The sequence below is a fragment of the Rheinheimera faecalis genome (assembly GCF_021290965.1).
GTDB classification, from domain to species: domain Bacteria; phylum Pseudomonadota; class Gammaproteobacteria; order Enterobacterales; family Alteromonadaceae; genus Pararheinheimera; species Pararheinheimera faecalis.
Genome location: NZ_JAJOYT010000011.1, coordinates 67,281 through 84,660, shown reverse-complemented (window position 1 = coordinate 84,660; position 17,380 = coordinate 67,281). Strand labels below are relative to the sequence as shown.

At 47.2% G+C, this 17,380-nt stretch carries 17 protein-coding genes; 5 read left to right on the top strand and 12 right to left on the bottom strand.

The features are described 5' to 3' along the window. The first annotated feature begins 295 nt into the window (after nt 1-295). Both LSG34_RS16520 and LSG34_RS16515 read left to right on the top strand, forming a co-directional pair. Complete coding sequence (locus LSG34_RS16520; protein ID WP_233010204.1) at nt 296-646, top strand: VanZ family protein; 351 nt, start codon at nt 296-298, stop codon at nt 644-646. Continuing rightward, a complete protein-coding gene (locus tag LSG34_RS16515) occupies nt 625-1,533 on the top strand; it encodes a ketopantoate reductase family protein (protein ID WP_233010203.1) in 909 nt (302 codons plus the stop codon). The genes LSG34_RS16520 and LSG34_RS16515 overlap by 22 nt, the downstream gene beginning before the upstream one ends. Here the strand turns inward: LSG34_RS16515 and thiI are convergent. The 3 genes from thiI to pomA form a co-directional block, all read right to left on the bottom strand. Further along, on the bottom strand, nt 1,515-2,975 hold the full coding sequence (gene thiI / locus LSG34_RS16510) for a tRNA uracil 4-sulfurtransferase ThiI (RefSeq protein ID WP_269822930.1): 1,461 nt from the start codon (nt 2,973-2,975) through the stop codon (nt 1,515-1,517). The two genes, LSG34_RS16515 and thiI, sit on opposite strands and share 19 nt — an antisense overlap. A 214-nt stretch (nt 2,976-3,189) precedes the next feature. Continuing rightward, nucleotides 3,190-4,140, bottom strand: coding sequence for a flagellar motor protein MotB (locus tag LSG34_RS16505; RefSeq protein ID WP_233010201.1), 951 nt, complete (start codon nt 4,138-4,140; stop codon nt 3,190-3,192). Nucleotides 4,141-4,148: 8 nt separating this feature from the next. Next, nucleotides 4,149-4,925, bottom strand: a complete 777-nt coding sequence (gene pomA, locus LSG34_RS16500) for a flagellar motor protein PomA (RefSeq protein ID WP_233010200.1) — start codon at nt 4,923-4,925, stop codon at nt 4,149-4,151. A 210-nt stretch (nt 4,926-5,135) separates the two neighbouring features. Between pomA and LSG34_RS16495 the strand changes: the two genes are divergently transcribed. Genes LSG34_RS16495 through dxs form a run of 3 tightly spaced genes read left to right on the top strand, consistent with a single transcriptional unit; the run spans nt 5,136 to nt 8,149 of the window. Next, a complete protein-coding gene (locus tag LSG34_RS16495) occupies nt 5,136-5,381 on the top strand; it encodes an exodeoxyribonuclease VII small subunit (RefSeq protein WP_233010199.1) in 246 nt (81 codons plus the stop codon). A 1-nt stretch (nt 5,382) separates the two neighbouring features. Then, complete coding sequence (ispA, locus tag LSG34_RS16490) at nt 5,383-6,270, top strand: (2E,6E)-farnesyl diphosphate synthase (RefSeq protein WP_233010198.1); 888 nt, start codon at nt 5,383-5,385, stop codon at nt 6,268-6,270. Nucleotides 6,271-6,283: 13 nt separating this feature from the next. Next, nucleotides 6,284-8,149 (top strand): 1-deoxy-D-xylulose-5-phosphate synthase, encoded by a 1,866-nt coding sequence (dxs, locus tag LSG34_RS16485; RefSeq protein ID WP_233010197.1) that lies wholly within the window; start codon nt 6,284-6,286, stop codon nt 8,147-8,149. Between the two features lie 237 nt (nt 8,150-8,386). On the opposite strand, the gene LSG34_RS16480 is transcribed toward dxs, so the two are convergent. The 9 genes from LSG34_RS16480 to nrdR form a co-directional block, all read right to left on the bottom strand. Further along, nucleotides 8,387-11,422, bottom strand: a complete 3,036-nt coding sequence (locus LSG34_RS16480) for a ligand-binding sensor domain-containing protein (protein ID WP_233010196.1) — start codon at nt 11,420-11,422, stop codon at nt 8,387-8,389. 32 nt (nt 11,423-11,454) lie between these two features. Further along, a complete protein-coding gene (locus tag LSG34_RS16475; RefSeq protein ID WP_233010195.1) occupies nt 11,455-11,949 on the bottom strand; it encodes a phosphatidylglycerophosphatase A family protein in 495 nt (164 codons plus the stop codon). Further along, the gene (gene thiL / locus LSG34_RS16470; RefSeq protein ID WP_233010194.1) at nt 11,949-12,908 is read right to left on the bottom strand and encodes a thiamine-phosphate kinase; all 960 of its coding nucleotides are present in this window, start codon (nt 12,906-12,908) and stop codon (nt 11,949-11,951) included. Before thiL ends, LSG34_RS16475 begins: the two co-directional genes overlap by 1 nt. Nucleotides 12,909-12,940: 32 nt before the next feature. Continuing rightward, nucleotides 12,941-13,354 carry a transcription antitermination factor NusB gene (nusB, locus tag LSG34_RS16465; protein WP_008898294.1) on the bottom strand — a complete coding sequence of 138 codons (414 nt, stop codon included), beginning with the start codon at nt 13,352-13,354 and terminating at the stop codon, nt 12,941-12,943. 9 nt (nt 13,355-13,363) lie between these two features. Then, nucleotides 13,364-13,828, bottom strand: a complete 465-nt coding sequence (ribH, locus tag LSG34_RS16460) for a 6,7-dimethyl-8-ribityllumazine synthase (protein ID WP_008898293.1) — start codon at nt 13,826-13,828, stop codon at nt 13,364-13,366. A 136-nt stretch (nt 13,829-13,964) separates the two neighbouring features. Continuing rightward, on the bottom strand, nt 13,965-15,074 hold the full coding sequence (gene ribBA / locus LSG34_RS16455) for a bifunctional 3,4-dihydroxy-2-butanone-4-phosphate synthase/GTP cyclohydrolase II (RefSeq protein ID WP_127024202.1): 1,110 nt from the start codon (nt 15,072-15,074) through the stop codon (nt 13,965-13,967). 30 nt (nt 15,075-15,104) lie between these two features. Then, on the bottom strand, nt 15,105-15,755 hold the full coding sequence (locus LSG34_RS16450) for a riboflavin synthase (protein WP_233010193.1): 651 nt from the start codon (nt 15,753-15,755) through the stop codon (nt 15,105-15,107). After that, nucleotides 15,740-16,864: a bifunctional diaminohydroxyphosphoribosylaminopyrimidine deaminase/5-amino-6-(5-phosphoribosylamino)uracil reductase RibD gene (gene ribD, locus LSG34_RS16445; RefSeq protein ID WP_233010192.1), complete on the bottom strand. Its 1,125-nt coding sequence runs from the start codon at nt 16,862-16,864 to the stop codon at nt 15,740-15,742. The genes LSG34_RS16450 and ribD overlap by 16 nt, the downstream gene beginning before the upstream one ends. Beyond that, entirely contained in the window at nt 16,865-17,317 is a 453-nt protein-coding gene (gene nrdR / locus LSG34_RS16440; protein WP_127024210.1) for a transcriptional regulator NrdR, read from the bottom strand. Nucleotides 17,318-17,380: the final 63 nt, after the last annotated feature.

The window sequence follows — 17,380 nt, the reverse complement described above, 5'->3', positions numbered from 1 at the left end:
AGCCAGCTTTTACCGCTTTTGACAGAAAAATTTCGAGCATTTGTTGTCACTGAAACTCTGCTTCAGCTTTAGCGCTGATTTGTTTGTTTTTTCATTTACAACTAGCCTGCACAGCACGAAAATCAAAGCGGTGGCCAATTCCCGGTTCCTGTAATCCACCGTATTCAGTACTTCTTGTTGATCAACTTTTGACTTCAGGCTGCATGAAAGCTTAGCGGGTCTCCTTGTTTCAGGCTGGAGATTGTAATCGTAAAACTGATACAATCCGGCCAGGTCTTTTAAAGAAGAGTATCTTGTGAAGCGTCATCTTTACCATGCGATTTGTTTGCTGGTGTTTACCGCCGCTACTTTTGGTTTTCTGACGGAAGTAAAAAGCAGTGGCATTAGCCTGAACCGCTACGACAAGCATCTGCATTTTTTAATCTTTTTTTGCCTTACCGCTTTGCTGCAATGGAGCTACAAACCTAAATTGTGGCAAGCCGTTGTTATTATGGCGGGTTATGGCATTGCCATTGAATTTCTGCAGAACTATCTGACCAGTTACCGCAGAGCCGAGCTACTGGATTGGGTTGCTGACTTAACAGGTATGGCTGCTTTTTACTTATGCTATTTTGCGGTCAGAAAATGGCGCAACCGCACACAATAACCCATCCCCTGTGGACTGTCGTAGGTGAAGGTGCCATTGGCCTACTTGCGACAGCCCAGTTACATCAGGCTGGCTTTCCGGTGCAATTGCATCGCCGCACTGTCGGACCTTTCGATTTTGTTTTCCAGTCTGCCGGGCAGACTCAGCACATTTCTTTGCATATAGCTGCCAAGCATCCCTACTCTTTTATACTTTTACCTGTAAAAGCTTATGCGGTCGTGGATGCAGTGCAGCAGTTATTACCTTTGATGGCAGAGGACGCCCAACTGGTGTTGAGCCACAATGGTATGGGCACTATCGAACAGGTATTGCCACTACTTAAACCTGAGCAAGGACTGTGGTTTTTAAGCACCAGCCACGGTGCTTTTAAACCTGACCATGCAACAGTAATACATAGCGGTAAAGGACAGTCTGTATTGGGTGCGCTTAATCAGGCGGCTCTTGCTCAGCAGCAGAGCGTTGAGGAGACGATGCAGGCTGCGCTGGGTCCGCTTGTGGTGATGGCGGATATCTGGCCGGCACTCTGGCAGAAGCTGGCGGTGAACGCTGTTATTAATCCTCTTACCGCTTTGCATCAATGCAAAAATGGTGAGCTGAGCAACGGTAAATATAATGCAGCTATAGAGCTATTGATTGAAGAATTTGTGCTGGTGGCAAAAGCCTCAGGGCAAGACTTTAGTAATGATTCGATACAAAGCAGAGTAGCGCAAGTGATCAGACAAACCGCTGATAATTATTCCTCGATGCAGCAGGATTTTGCCAAAGGCCGCCGCAGTGAGCTCGAATACATCACTGGATTTTTACTGAAACAGGCAGAGCAGCATCAACTGCAACTGCCTGCGCATCAGGCTATTTATCAGCTTTTACTTCAAAAGTCACCGCGATAAACGCCAACATTTGTGTGGCCTTGCTCGGACAGCAATAAGGCCTGTAAACGACTCATCACACCACGTTCACAATACAGATAATACTGCTGTGTTTGATCAAGTTGACTGAACTGACTGGCCAGCTTGTAAAAAGGCATGACCTGCACCTGATGACTGACACCAGTTAAAGGCTTTACATCCACTTCATCCGGACCACGAATATCCAGAATAATGGCGTTGGACGCCATAGCGCTTTCATCCAGTACAGTGCTGATTTGTTGCTCTGCCTGAAACTCGACAGTGCGGATATCCAACACGTTCGCATCCAAAGCCAGCTTTTCCAGCGCCGCCAAATCGAGTTGCTGTTCAGCCAGCAGTACTTTGTTTAAATCTGCGTTGATAGTCGGCTTGTTGGAAATCACACCACAGTATTCAGGCATGGTTTTGGCCATGTCTTCTGCACCAATTTTGCGGGCTAAATCGATGATCTCTTGTTTGTCCTGATAAATCAGCGGGCGCAACACCAGGGTATCAGTGGCTTTATCTATCACACTTAAATTGGCGATAGTCTGACTGGCCACCTGACCGACACTTTCACCTGTCACTATTGCCTGAACGCCAATACGTTCAGCTACTATGGCAGCTGCACGCATCATCTGGCGCTTCAGCACAACGCCCATCAGGCCGTTATCGACTTTCTCCAGAATTTCAGTGACCACAGGGGCAAAATCAACACTGATAAATTTCACTTTGTGCGACAAACTGAATTTTTGCCACAGGTAAAACGCCATCTGCCGCACACCTGTTTCATGGGCTGCGCCGCCTAAATTGAAAAACAGATAGTGAGTACGCAGACCTTTGCGGATCATCAGATAACTGGCCACTGCTGAGTCAAAGCCACCTGAAATTAACGACAACACATCACTCTGGCTGGGCAGCGGAAAACCGCCCATGCCATCAAACACCTGACTGACAATAATCAACTGGTCACGTTTAATCTCAACACGCACCACTTCATCAGGGTTCTTCAGTTGCACGCGGGCAGAAGGGATATGCTGATTTAAACCACCGCCTATATAACGTTCAGCTTCGAGGGAACTGAATTCGTGATCGCCAGTACGTTTTACCCGCACACAAAAACTTTTGCCTTCGAGTCTTTCGGTAAACACAGCTTTGACTTGCTCAAAAATATCGTGCAGTGAACTGTAGGTGCCAGACTGCATTTCCATAAATTGCACTATGCCGGGAATACAGGCCAAATGATCAATCATCTGCTGACGCAATTTAGGACTGTCGGATGCAACCTGCACCAGCAAATGGTCGTAGTTGTTTTTGATGGCAACGGATGGGTCTAACCGCAACAAGATAGTTTTCAGATTCTGCTCTAAAAGCATGGTCTGACGTTTCCGGACCGATTTACTTTTAATCGATATTTCCGGGTGCAGTTTGACTAAAAATTCCATCAGGTAGAGCTCGCTGAAAAAATAAAGGCGCGAATTATACCCTTCTTACTTGAAGCTGCAACGTTGTTGACTGCACTATCTCGCCCCAGTCACATAGGAACAACTATGCTCCTGGGGTCTCGTACATTTGTCGCCTAGTTGCAACTCCAATTAATTTGGGTATCGCTTGCAACAACAGTTTAGCTTTTATTGCTGCTGTTATCACTGAGTGGAGTTACGGATTGGGCTTGCTCTGCGCTGCAGGTTCCAGGCTGATAGGTTCAGACTCTTTTGGTTTGCCTTGCATAATAGAGATCTCAACCCGACGGTTACGTCTTCTGTTGCTTTCGGTATCATTCGGCACTAAAGGACGGGTTTCTGCATGTCCTACCACCACCAGACGGTTTTTATCAAAGCCCGGAGCTTTGATCATTTCTGAGGCTACAGATACCGCGCGTTGTGCAGACAAATCCCAGTTATTGCTGTGTAATTCATCAGAGACCTGATCATCATCTGTATGACCTGACACAGTGATTTCGCCTGGTACATCTTTTAATAAAGCTCCAATATTTTGAATAATAGGCTTAAATTTCGGCTGTAAAAACGAAGAGCCTGAAGGAAATGAGCCATTTTCACGAATACGGATAATGATTTGCTGGCCTAAAGATTCGAGTTCAATAGCGCCATCCATAATTTGCTTTTCCAACTGCTCGGCAATTTTTTTCAACAACTCGTTGGTTTGTTCCTGCAACTCAGCTGCAGCTGCAACCTCTGGTGATTCCAAAGGCTCTTCTGCTGTGCTGGTTGACTGACCACCGGTTTTATCCTCACGCTGCTCCTGGCGTCCCCCCGCTTCATCTTCCTTGCCCGCCTGGAAATTCAGCATTTGCTGAGTCATTTCTACAGTTTGCTGTTGGATGGTGTCTATAGGCGTTGGATCTGGACGGCCCGGACGGAACTCCATCGCAATGACGCTGGTGCCTTTAGGGATATCTTTGACTTCAATCTTGTTTTGCACACCAAAAGCGTACTGCATGGAGCCTGCTATTTGCTTAAATTTCAGAACATCCATTTCTGAAAATGATAACAACAGTACAAAAAAACACATCAACAGCGCCATCAAATCGGCAAAGGTTCCCATATAGGAGGGTAAACCTGGTGGTGGGCACTTTTTACACTGAGCCATACCTGCGCCTACTCTGTTGCGGCAGGAGCTGCCGGGTCACGTTTTTTCGATGCAAGATAATTGCGTAAAATACCCTCTATCACTTTAGGATTCTGACCATCCTGTATGCCCATAATGGCGTCCAGAATAAGTGCGTTATTGGTTTTTTCTTCTTCATTACGCACCGCCATTTTTTCTGACAAAGGTAAAAAGATACAGTTGGCCTGAATGGCACCGTACATAGTAGTTAATAACGCTACAGCCATAGCCGGGCCTATAGCCTTTGGATCAGACATATTCGATAACATGGCCACCAGTCCAATCAGGGTGCCTATCATGCCCATAGCAGGACCTAAATCGCCCAATTGTTTAAAAACGGCTATTGCTGTTTCGTGACGATTGTAGGTTAACTCAATGTCCTTTTCTAAAGTGCCACGCACTACATCAGCATCATGGCCATCCACCAGCATATTGATACCTTTTTGCATAAATGGATTAGGGATTTCTGCTTCTTCTAAGGCTAAAAAACCTCCTTTACGGGCGGCATCTGCCAGTTGCACTGCCTTTTCAATCAGCTCTTCTGCCGATTCAATCTTAAACATAAAGGCTTTACCCACGGCTTTCATTGAATCTGCCAGTTGAGTAAAAGTGAATTTAATAATGACCGCGGTAATACTGCCGCCAAATACGATAACGATAGAAACAAAATCGTAAAACATGGCGATATTGCCACTGGCGCTGAGCCACATAGCCCAGCCCATCATCCCCATTACAGAGACCAATCCTATGATGGTTGCTAAATCCACTGCGTATCTCCCGGAATACTGAATGCAAAAAGTTGGTTTTGTACCAGCGTAAAGTTGGTTTTATCTTAGCTTATAGTGAGTTATCGGCAAAAGTATGGGATAGTTAACTATAAATTCAGGCTTCAAACAAATTTATCCTTTCCCAACGCGGTCCTGATTGCTCATAATAGCGCGCTGGGCTTGGTCAGACACCCATTATCAGGCGAATATATGACAAAAAAGAAAACAGATTTCAGCCATTTTGAGCAGAGTATTGCCGAGCTGGAACAGATAGTACAACAGCTGGAGCAAGGTGATCTGAGCCTTGATCAGGCTTTGCAACAATTTGAACGTGGTATTGAACTCTCCCGTACCAGTCAGCAGCAGTTACAATCTGCACAACAAAAAGTCCAGTTATTAGTCCAGGACGCCGGGCAAGACCATCTGGAACCTTTTGTGACCAACGAAGGTGAATGATTTGACGTTAGATTCTTTAACCTCGTACCAGCAACGTCTGGAACAGGTGCTGCAACAACAATTAGATAAAAAATCTCTGACCGACCCACGGCTGCATCAGGCGATGGCCTATAGTTTGCTGCTCGGTGGTAAACGCATGCGACCTTTTTTAGTTTATAGCTGTGGTCAGATGTTAGGCGCTGCATTAACAGATTTAGATGGTCCGGCAGGCGCTATTGAAGCTTTGCATACCTACTCCTTAATCCATGATGATTTACCCGCTATGGATAACGACGATTTACGTCGGGGTAAAGCCACCTGCCACAAAGCTTTTGATGAAGCTACAGCTATTCTGGCTGGCGATGCGCTACAGACCTTCGCGTTTGAACTACTAAGCAGCCATGATTACCAGCAGGTTCAGCCAGAACGTATTCTTGCGATGGTACAACAGTTAGCACTGCATGCAGGCTACAACGGTATGTGTGGTGGCCAGGCTATTGATTTGGCACACACCAATCAGAAAATGTCGGTTGAAGCACTGGAGCAAATGCATCAGTTAAAAACCGGCGCTTTAATTGAGTGTTCTGTACGTTTTGCTTATCTGGCCAGTCCAGTGGATAATGTGGCACATTTAGATGCTTTAGTTCGTTACAGCAGAGCCATAGGTTTAGCTTTTCAGGTGCAAGACGACATTCTTGATATCGAAGGCGACACGCAAGTGCTGGGTAAAACCGCAGGTTCAGATCAAAAAGCTAACAAAGCGACCTATCCTGCTTTATTGGGTTTAGATCAAGCGAAACAAAAAGCACACTTATTGGTTGAAGAGGCATTAGCCGCTTTGCGCGAACTTCCTTATGCAACTGACGAACTGGTGGCGTTGGCCCGGTACGTTATTGCCCGACAGTTTTAATACAGGCATTCTCATGACATCAGCTAGTCAGGATTTCCCTCTGCTTCACAAAGCCAACTGGCCTGCCGATTTGCGCCAGCTGCCACAGGATGAGTTACCCGCTCTGAGTGACGAGTTACGGGCATTTTTATTGAAAACCGTCAGCCAAAGCAGTGGCCACTTCGCCTCAGGTCTTGGCACTATTGAGCTGACTGTTGCTTTACATTATGTCTACAACACTCCTTTTGACCGCCTGATTTGGGATGTGGGTCATCAGGCTTACCCTCATAAAATTCTGACAGGTCGTCGCGATCAGATGCACAGCATCCGTCAGAAAGATGGTTTACACCCTTTCCCATGGCGGGAAGAAAGTGAATACGATACTTTAAGTGTCGGTCACTCCAGTACGTCCATTAGCGCCGCTTTAGGTATGGCCATTGCCGCACGTGCCGAGCAGAAGAACCGCAAAGTAGTGGCTGTGATTGGGGATGGAGCTATAACCGCTGGTATGGCCTTTGAAGCGCTGAACCATGCCGGTGAAGTCAAACCCGACATGCTGGTGATTTTAAACGACAACGAAATGTCGATTTCTGAAAACGTTGGCGCTTTAAATCGTTATTTCGCCCGCATTTTATCCGGTAACTTTTACACCAGCCTGCGTGAAGGTGGTAAAAAGATTTTGAGCGGCGTGCCACCTTTGCACCAGTTAGCCAGCCGCGCTGAAGAACATTTTAAAGGTATGGTGACCCCAGGCACTTTCTTTGAAGAGCTGGGCTTTAACTACATAGGCCCAATTGATGGCCATGATGTCAAAAGCCTGGTCGACACCATCCGTAATATGCGCAACCTTAAAGGCCCGCAATTACTGCATGTAGTGACGAAAAAAGGCAAAGGTTACTTACCTGCTGAACAAGATCCTATTGGTTACCATGCGGTCAGTAAATTTGACCCGACAGCACAATGCCAGCCCGCCAAAAAAGCAGGGAAAGCCACCTTCTCCAATATTTTTGGTCAGTGGATATGCGATATGGCGGCAGTGGATCCCAAGCTGCAAGGCATTACACCAGCGATGCGCGAAGGCTCAGACTTAGTCCAGTTTTCTAAGAGCTACCCGGAGCGTTATTTTGACGTGGCTATTGCGGAACAACATGCTGTGACTTTAGCCGCAGGTATGGCGATTGAAGGCTTAAAACCTGTAGTAGCGATTTACTCCAGCTTCCTGCAACGTGGATACGATCAGATGATCCACGACATCGCAATTCAAAATCTGGACGTGCTTTTTGCGATAGACCGCGCTGGTGTTGTAGGGGCTGACGGTCCAACCCACCAGGGTTCTTTTGATTTAAGTTTTATGCGCTGTATTCCAAATATGCTGATTATGGTGCCTTCGGATGAAAACGAATGCCGCCAGATGTTGTACACCGGCTATCAGCACAAAGGCCCCGCAGCTGTACGTTACCCACGGGGCAGCGGCAATGGTGAAGCGCCAGAGTCTGTGATGAGCGAATTAGCTTTAGGTAAGGGTCTCGTGCGCCGTCAGGGCGAAAAAGTGGCCTTGCTGGCTTTTGGCCCCTTATTACAGGCCTGCCATACAGTAGCCGAACAATTAAACGCGACATTGGTCGATATGCGGTTTGTCAAACCTCTGGATCAGCAACTGCTGACTGAGCTTGCCACAACCCACAGCCACTTTGTGACTATTGAAGACAATGCTCTGATGGGTGGTGCGGGTTCTGCAGTGAATGAATACTGCATCGCCGAACAGTTGCCTGTGAAGCTGCTGAATATAGGTTTGCCTGATATTTTTATCAAGCACGGTACTCAAGAGCAGATCTACGCCGAACTTGGTTTAGACTGCACAGGTATTCAAGCCAAAGTAGCAGCTTTTCTTAGCCGTTAACTCCACTCTGTTCTAGGGCGGGTCTTGTACCCGCCCGTCTCACATTCCAATGCACGCGAAAGCGCAAACAACAAAGCCGCACCTTCAAGAACAACGGCTAAGGGCCTAAGTCATTGATGTTGCAGCTAGGCGACAAGTGCACGAGCTCCCAGGAGCATAGTTCACTATGTGACTGGGGCGATACTCTTGCCTTAAAATCAGGCGCAGGCAACAACGCTGCAGCTTCAAGGACGACGGCTAAGGGCGGTAGCTTTTTACTTCAAACCAGGCCACACCATCAGCTAATAGCTTTTCAATCTGCACGTCGATATGCCCAGAGTCTTCAAACTCAAAAGCATCGACCTGAGGGTCAAAACCTAAGGTAGCGCAGCCATTGCGGCCCGATTGCTTTACTTTTCGTAACGCGATCTCAGATAGTTGTAACGAGATCTCCCAGGAAATCAGTTGCCCTCCGAGCAGCTCCAATGGAAAACAGCTGTAGCCGATAGAACAGGTGAGTGATACGTTGCGGCCATCCGGGATCTGGAAATGAGCGTTGGCAACCAATTGATTCAGTTGCAAGGCAACATCCCTCACAGTGGCAAATTCTACGTCCCGTAACACCAGAACAAACTGCTCGCCAGCGTAACGCACCACATAATCAGCGCCGCGGCTTTCACGCAGTAATAAACCACTGATTTGCTGCAATACACTGTCGCCTGCGCTATTGCCGTATAAGTCATTAATGGACTTGAAATTATCCATATCCAGCTGCAGCAGCGCTATGCACTTGCCTTGCTGCAGCATGGCATCTCTGTTGTGTTGATATTGTTCAACGTCTTTCGGTAATTGTTCAAACAGGAAACGACGGTTCCGAAGACCTGTTAAAGTATCTTTATGCGTCAGTTGCGATAGTTGTTCGTTGAGTTCAGACAAACGCGAGTTGCTGTTTTCAAGCTCCAGAGTACGCAGCCGAACCAGCTTGCTCAGCTCCTGTTGCTGCATCACCGCATTACGACGCCATAACCAGGCCAAACCGTATAAAGCAAGCACGACCAGCAACACCCATAAGCCTTTGTACACTACAGTCTCAGTGAATAAGCGTGGCACCACCAAATCTAATTTAAGTTGTTGCGAGTCAGTCCAGTTTTGACTGGCATAACGAGCCTGCACTACAAACTGGTAACTGCCGGGCGGCAGGTTGGTGTAAATGGCCTCACGGCGCTGCCCGACCTTTTGCCATTCCTCGTCGAAGCCTTTGAGCTGATAACGGAATTCAATGGCATTGGCTTTGATAAACTCGAGCGCGCTGTAGCTGATACTGATATTACGATCTGAAGTTTCTAAAACTAACTGACGCTGATCAGGCAACAATGCATAAGATTTCTGCCCCGTCACGTCTTGCAGCAAAGGCTGTAACGGTCTGTCCGGAGCCATTTTTAATTGCAATGGCACAGCCACCAGCCCCTTTAAACTGGGATACCACAACTGTTCCTGCCACTTCGCTACTTTGCTATGACCAGCACCGTTGCAACAGCGACCTGGTGCAGTACCGAGTTGCCGATCGTAAGGAGATAAGATCAGTTCGAAATTGAGTTGCTGCTCACTGTCTTTTGCTGCAGTGGGTTTAAATCTGAATACGCCTTTTAAACTACTGGCCCATAAATAATCAGTATCTCTGTCGTACCATAAGCTGGTCACCGGGTCCAGAGGGAGGCCATTGCTGCTGTCGTACTGTTGCCAGTGGCCTTGGGCGGTTTTGATAAACAAACCATCATCTAAGGTTGCAACCAGCATCTGCTGATCCGGCAAAGTTAAAACGCTGGTGATATAGGCACCAAACAAAGGAGTGCCCAGCCCTACTCTGTTTAATTTATCCTGTTGATACCAATACAAGCCACTGGTGGTTCCGACCAGCAGATCCTGGCCTTGAGTTTCAATCACAGTGACAAAACCAGACTCCAGATCGGCATTAAAAGGAGCCGCTTGTAATGTTTTACCGTCATAGTGGTAGAGACCGCCGGCTCCGCCGAACCATAACCCTGTTTCGGCATGAGGTTGCACCACCCGAATAGCGCTGCTCGCCAGTTCTTTAAAAGGACGGCTAACGCTGTTGTCGTCAAAGTTATACAGCAGCAAACCATTGTCCGTCCCCAACCACAACTGATTATTTCTGTCGTAAAAATCAAACACAGTACTTTGTCCAAGGGATTTATGATCCACCAGTTCAACAAAGTGTTGGTCGGCTTTTAACAGTCCGACATTGGTTTGTGTGGCAACCAGCAGGCTATTTAAGCGGGCAGAGTAGCGCACACTGCGCACCACCATATCTTGCTGCCCTTCTCCCACGACACGGCGCATTTTCCCCGGAGAAGCGCGATACAGGCCTTCACTGAAGCTTGCCATCCAGATGTTACGGTCTCTGTCTTCAAAGATATCGCTGAACCAGGGCGAACTGCCAAGTTCCTCAGCACTGATTTGCTGCCATGCTTGCCCTGCCTGACGGTGATGCAATTTGTTATAACCAGAGATCCAGTCACTGCCTGAGCTGTCTCTGAATAATTTATAGATGGCAGAATTGTCCACACCGTCAATGGCACAGCGAACAATCTGTTGTTGCTTATCCAGATGGAAATAACCAGATTCACTGGCAAAATGCAGGCTGTTATTAAACCAGCTTAAATCATAAAGTGGATGTTGTTGCAGCTCTTCAGGTAAGGGGATCTGTTGAATTTCTCCTGCAGGCGTTAGTTTATACAAAGAACGGGCAGTGCTTACCCATACCGCATCTCCCGCCTTCTCCATCTGTACCACAGCTTCTTTCACACTATGAATACGACTGACTTTACCTTGTTTTACTTTAAACAGATTTTCGGCGGCCACCCATAACTCATCCGGAGCCACCTGCACTATGGAGGTCACCTCAGCCAAAATAGGATAACGATCAAACTTCAGGGTCTGAGGGTTAAAACCAGATAAACCAGCTTTAGTTCCCACCCACATATAACCTTGTTGATCCAACAGCAATTTATTGATGGAGTTGCTGGCAAGTTGACGGCTGGTTTTGGTGCTGAACTGAGTGAAGTGATGGCCATCAAAGCGATTTAAGCCATATAAAGTACCGATCCACAAATAGCCCTGCGGATCCTGACTAATAGCCCTGACCGAATTAGAAGACAGCCCATCAGCACTGTTCCAGTGTTTGATATCAAAATCATAAATGGAACCAGACTGACTCTGACCGAATGCAGTCATAGAGGAAAAGGCTAAAAAAACCAAGAGCGCAAAACGCACAAAAATCACCGGGTTGCAGGGAAAAATTTATATTAACTAAAAGCTTGCCACTGCACCAGTACGAACAGAATGAGCCAGCTAAAGAAACCAGCCAGCATATCGTCAATCATAATGCCAAAGCCGCCGTGGATTTTTTTATCCAGCAAACGAATAGGCCAGGGTTTGACGATATCAAAAAAGCGGAAGAGTAAAAAACCGGCCAAAAGGTACTGCCATTCAAATGGGATACACCACATAGCCAGGCTATAACCTGCAACTTCGTCCCAGACAATAGCGCCGTGATCATGTTCACCGATGTCTTTGGCTGTTTGACCACAGACATAACAACCCAACACAAAAGCGAACAACACCCAAATCAACGCAAATTGTGGGCTAAGTAAAGATTGCAGATAAATGAGAGGTAAAGCAGCTAAAGTACCAAAAGTACCGGGCGCTTTTGGTGCCAGACCAGAACCAAAACCCAAAGCGAGAAAATGGGTCCACTTTCTCAAGTCAAATTTAGGGGAGTTTTTTTGAGGAGATGTCATTAAAAGTGCTCAAAGCCCTGATGCTGGTACACAAAAGGCAAATCCCCCTGCTTAAACTCCAGCTTACCCACAGCACCGGTAATACGGCCAATACAAGTCACTGGCACACCATAAGGAGATAACAGCACTTCTAAGGAACCACGACGGTTTTCCGGCACGGTAAAGAGCAGTTCGTAGTCTTCACCACCTGACAAGGCATATTGCAATGCTTGTTCTGCACTGCAACTGTCTTTAAGTGCCTGAGACATCGGCAGTTTGCTGACATCCACCACAGCTCCTACTTTAGAGCGCCGTAAAATATGCAGTAAATCACCAGCAAGGCCATCGGAGACATCCATGGCTGAACTTGCGATATTACGTAGCGCCTGACCTAAAGCCACGCGGGCTGTTGGATAATGAAAACGTTGCAGTATATGAGCCCGGTGTTTTTTGCTGACGTCAACCTGCTCCTGCACCAACTTTAAACCTAAAGCTGCATCACCCAAAGTACCAGTGACATACAGGTAATCACCATTCTGGGCGCCGGAGCGGGTAATAGCTTTGCCTTTGGGCACTAAGCCTTTGGCAATCATGGTTAAACTTAACGGACCACGGGTGGTATCGCCGCCTATCAGCTGGCAATTGTAATAATCCGCGGTTTCGCTTAAGCCTTCAGCAAAAGCGGTTAACCAGTCTTCATCCACTTTAGGTAAAGTTAAAGCTAAAGATAACCAGCAGGGTTCAGCGCCCATAGCCGCTAAATCACTAACATTGACTGCCACCAATTTATGCCCAAGCGAACGCGGATCGACGTCCGGAAAAAAATGGATGCCTTCGACCATGCTGTCGGTGGTGATCACCAGATCACAGCCTTCGCGCACCTGCACTACAGCACCATCGTCGCCAATACCAATGGCAACGTCAGTGCGTTTACGGCCCGCTTCGGCAAAACAACGTTGAATTAACTCAAATTCACCCATAAAAAAGCCGACTTACGCCGGCTCTCCATTTTTTATTCGGTTCGCAGGCGTTTGACGGCTTTATCTAATATGCCGTTGACAAACTTGTGGCTGTCATCGGCGGCAAAGGCTTTCGCCAGTTCGATGGCTTCGTTAATCACCACCTTGTAAGGCACATCCAGACGGTATTTCAGCTCGTAAGCTGATACCCGTAATATGGCTTTTTCAACCAGATCAATTTCTTCAAATGGACGGTCTAAAAACGGCTTTACCGCTTCATCCAGTACAGGATGATTCACAGCCACACCACGTAAAATATCCTGGAAATAGCCCACGTCCAGGTGTTTGGTGTTTTGTTCCAGCAACAACTGCTGTTCAATATCACCAATAGGGTTCTTGCTGACTTGCCAGCTGTAAACTCCCTGAACGGCCAAAGAACGGGCCAAACGACGTGCATTAGGTTTCATCAACAAATCCTACAACTGAGAGAGAACGTTTACCATTTCCAGCGAGGACATCGCTGCTTCTGCGCCTTTATTGCCCATTTTGGTACCAGCACGCTCAACAGCCTGCTCGATACTGTCTACAGTCAATACGCCAAAAGCAACAGGAATACTGTGCTGCATCATCACCTGAGCCAGGCCCTTGGTGCATTCGCCAGCCACGTATTCAAAATGAGGTGTACCACCACGGATCACAGCACCCAAAGCAATGATCGCGTCATACTTACCACTGGCTGCAACTTTTTGTACAGCTAATGGCATTTCAAAAGCGCCTGGGATACGAACCACAGTGATATCTTGATCAGCGATATCGCCGACACGTTTTAAGGTATCTACAGCACCGTCTAATAAACTTTCGACAATAAAGCTGTTGAATCTGGCCACAACGATGGCAAATTTTTTACCTTTAGCGGTTAACCCTGCTTCAATCACCTGCATTGGAGGTCCTTATTGCATATTTGCTGCAAAAAACGGTTTTAAAAAACCAGAATTCAAAAAAACGGGCGTCATGATAACACAACAATGCCAAATCTCAGCTAGTAAATCTTGGGCTGTGGTGACGCCATTTATGTAACTATTCCGAAACGTAGTCGACAACTTCCAGACCAAAACCTGAGAGTGCGTGGTATTTTTTCGGCGCGCTTAACAAACGCATTTTTTTCACGCCTAAACTGGCTAAAATTTGTGAACCCACACCCACATTACGTGAGGTGCCTTTCCATAGATCGGTCTTGGCTTTTTCGCCTTTATCTTCGGCTTCAAAGTTTTGCACCATCTGTACCAGCTCTTCACTGCTTTCGTTTTTGCCTAAAAGCACCAGCACACCACCTTCATCGGCGATACGCTTCATCGCACAGTGCAAAGAGAAGCTGCGATTAGCGCCGCGGTCGGATAACAACAAATCACTGAAGGTATTATGTAAATGCACACGGACTAAAGTCGGCTGTTCTGCTTCAACCACACCTTTAACCAGAGCAAAATGAATTTGATTGTCGATGGTGTCACGGAAAGTGACGAGATTAAACTCACCAAATTCAGTAGGTAACTGGCAGCTGGCGACTTGCTCTATGGTGGTCTCATGCAGATTCCGGTATTCAATTAAATCGGCGATGGTGCCAATTTTAATACCGTGTTTCTGAGCAAAAATTTCTAAGTCAGGACGACGCGCCATAGTGCCGTCTTCATTTAAAATTTCCACAATCATTGCAGCAGGTTCTAAACCCGCCATACGGGCTAAATCACAACCCGCTTCAGTGTGACCAGCACGCACTAAGACACCACCGTCCTGAGCCATTAACGGGAAGATATGACCCGGATAAACAATATCTGTAGGCTTGGCATCACGGGCGACTGCAGCTTTGACAGTGCGGGCACGATCGGCTGCTGAGATACCGGTAGTGACGCCTTCAGCCGCTTCAATAGATAAGGTAAAAGCGGTAGAGAATGGCGATAAGTTTTTATCCACCATCAGAGGCAACTTTAACTGCTCGCAGCGCTTTTTCGTCAGCGTTAAACAAATTAAACCTCGGCCATGAGTGGCCATAAAATTCACTGCATCAGGCGTGACGTATTCGGCCGCCATCACTAAATCGCCTTCGTTTTCACGGTCTTCGTCATCCATCAGAATAACCATTTTACCCTGACGAATATCTTCAATAATTTCTGCTGGTGTATTCAGTTGCATACTTCACCTCAGGCCCCGGGCCTTACTGCGTTATAAAAAACCACGTTGTTGCAATAAATCCATAGTCACGCCTTTACTGCCAGCCCCTTCGCGGCCTTGCAGCAAACGTTCTAAATAACGCGCTATTAAATCCACTTCCAGATGCACCTGACTGCCAGCTTTAAGGCTCATCAAAGTGGTTTCCCGTGCCGTATGAGGCACTATGGTTAAACGAAAAGCGCTGGAACTTAATTCATTGACGGTCAGGCTGATGCCATCTACTGTAATTGAGCCTTTTTCAGCGATGTAATGTGCTAAGTCTTTTGGCATTTTTATCCAGACTTGCCAGGCTTCGCCAAACCTCTCAATTTTTTCAACACTGCTGATACCATCTACATGGCCGCTGACCAGATGTCCGCCTAAGCGGCCTGTCGCCAGCAAGGCTTTTTCCAGATTCAGTAACTGCCCTGCTTTGTACTGCCCAAACAAAGTACGTTTAACAGTTTCACCAGACACATCGGCATTAAAACTTTTTCCATGCAAAGCTGTTACAGTCAGGCAAACACCATTACTGGCAATACTGTCGCCGAGTTTGACATCAGAAAAGTCCAGACTGTCGGATTCAATGGTCAGCTTCAAATCCACACCTGACGTTTTAATGGCGCTCACCCGACCCGTCGCTTCGATTATTCCGGTAAACATGGCTCTAACCTTGCTGTTAATTTTAAATCAGGCCCTAGTCTCTCGACTGAAGTCCATACAAAATGCTGGGCCTCACAAAGCTCACTATAGTTCGGTAACTGCAACATAGCTTTGGCTTTATCACCTAACAGCACGGGCGCCTGATAAACAACAAGTTCATCTACTAAGCCCGCCTGCCACAACGCCCCAGCCAGTACAGCACCGGCTTCAACCCACAGGTCGTTGATATTTTCTGCGGCTAATACAGTCATTAATTCGTTTAAATTCAGTCCTGACTCATCGGCATCCAGCGCAATAAAACGAACTAGCGGATGTTCAAATGCCGGTTTGAATTGTTTGTCATGCACCAGCACTATGGGGCCATTTTGTGAAAACAAAAGCTCCTGGCCTGTTAATTTAAGGCAACGGTCCAAAATCACCCGTATTGGCTGACGCACAAAGCCATCGTCCAAAGACGGTATGGCCAGTCCTTCAGAGCGCACTGTTAAACGGGCATTGTCAGCAAGCACAGTAGTAGCAGTCGATAAAATGGCATGAGCCTGAGCTCGCATCAGCTGCACGTCAGAACGGGACTGCGCCGAACTTATCCATTGGCTTTTGCCGTTGGAAAGCGCAATACGCCCATCCAGACTGGTGGCAAGTTTAAGCCGGATATAAGGTTTTTGCCGCTCCATCCGGCTTAAAAAGCCAGGATTTAATGCACGGGCATGATCTTCAAGCAAACCAAGCTGCACTTCAATGCCTGCATCTTGCAAAATTTGAATGCCACGCCCAGCCACTAAAGGATTAGGATCCAGCATAGCCACTATCACTTTTTTCACACCGGCATTCACCAGCGCCAAAGCACAAGGGCCAGTACGGCCACAATGACTGCAAGGCTCTAAGGTGACATAACAGGTTGCACCTGAAGCAAGATGTTCAGCCTGACGCAAGGCGAACACCTCAGCATGTGGGCCACCGGCCTGACGATGGTAACCTTCGCCTACAACCTCACCATCCCGGACTATGACAGAGCCGACATTGGGGTTAGGTGCAGTGGTAAAACGGCCTTTAGAGGCGAGTTCTATGGCTCGGGCCATATAATGATGATCGAGTTCAGTGAAACTCACTTAGTTGTCTCCAAGCCGGGCAATTTCTTCGCCAAACTCACGGATATCTTTAAAGGAGCGGTAGACGGATGCAAAACGCACGTACGCTACTTTATCCAGTTTCACCAGCTCATCCATAATCAGCGTACCTAATAACTGGCTTGGTACTTCACGTTCGCCTGTGGCGCGTAATAAGCTTTCCACTTTGCTGATCAGAGATTCAATCTGCTCTGTAGGGACAGGACGTTTTTCCAGAGAACGCATCACGCCGCTGCGCAACTTGGCTTCGTTATAAGGCTCGCGGGAGCCATCGCGTTTTACAATACGGGGCATCACCAGTTCGGCAGCTTCAAAGGTGGTAAAACGTTCGTGGCAGGCGCCACATTCACGTCGTCTTTTTACTTGGGACCCATCCGCTACTAAGCGGGAGTCTATAACTTTGGTATCGTCGGCACGACAAAAAGGACAAAACACGGAATTTCTCCGAAAAAAATGGCCGCATTAAGCGGCCATCATAACACTCTATCTTTGCTCAGT

Excerpts from the sequence above, each read along its gene's own strand:
- thiL (WP_233010194.1), bottom strand. The coding sequence starts at position 12,908 with ATGGGTGAATTTGAGTTAATTCAACGTTGTTTTGCCGAAGCGGGCCGT.
- LSG34_RS16495 (WP_233010199.1), top strand. The coding sequence starts at position 5,136 with ATGACAAAAAAGAAAACAGATTTCAGCCATTTTGAGCAGAGTATTGCC.
- LSG34_RS16515 (WP_233010203.1), top strand. The coding sequence starts at position 625 with ATGGCGCAACCGCACACAATAACCCATCCCCTGTGGACTGTCGTAGGT.
- thiI (WP_269822930.1), bottom strand. The coding sequence starts at position 2,975 with ATGGAATTTTTAGTCAAACTGCACCCGGAAATATCGATTAAAAGTAAA.
- LSG34_RS16475 (WP_233010195.1), bottom strand. The coding sequence starts at position 11,949 with ATGACATCTCCTCAAAAAAACTCCCCTAAATTTGACTTGAGAAAGTGG.
- LSG34_RS16450 (WP_233010193.1), bottom strand. The coding sequence starts at position 15,755 with ATGTTTACCGGAATAATCGAAGCGACGGGTCGGGTGAGCGCCATTAAA.
- ribBA (WP_127024202.1), bottom strand. The coding sequence starts at position 15,074 with ATGCAACTGAATACACCAGCAGAAATTATTGAAGATATTCGTCAGGGT.
- nusB (WP_008898294.1), bottom strand. The coding sequence starts at position 13,354 with ATGAAACCTAATGCACGTCGTTTGGCCCGTTCTTTGGCCGTTCAGGGA.
- ribH (WP_008898293.1), bottom strand. The coding sequence starts at position 13,828 with ATGCAGGTGATTGAAGCAGGGTTAACCGCTAAAGGTAAAAAATTTGCC.
- dxs (WP_233010197.1), top strand. The coding sequence starts at position 6,284 with ATGACATCAGCTAGTCAGGATTTCCCTCTGCTTCACAAAGCCAACTGG.
- LSG34_RS16505 (WP_233010201.1), bottom strand. The coding sequence starts at position 4,140 with ATGGCTCAGTGTAAAAAGTGCCCACCACCAGGTTTACCCTCCTATATG.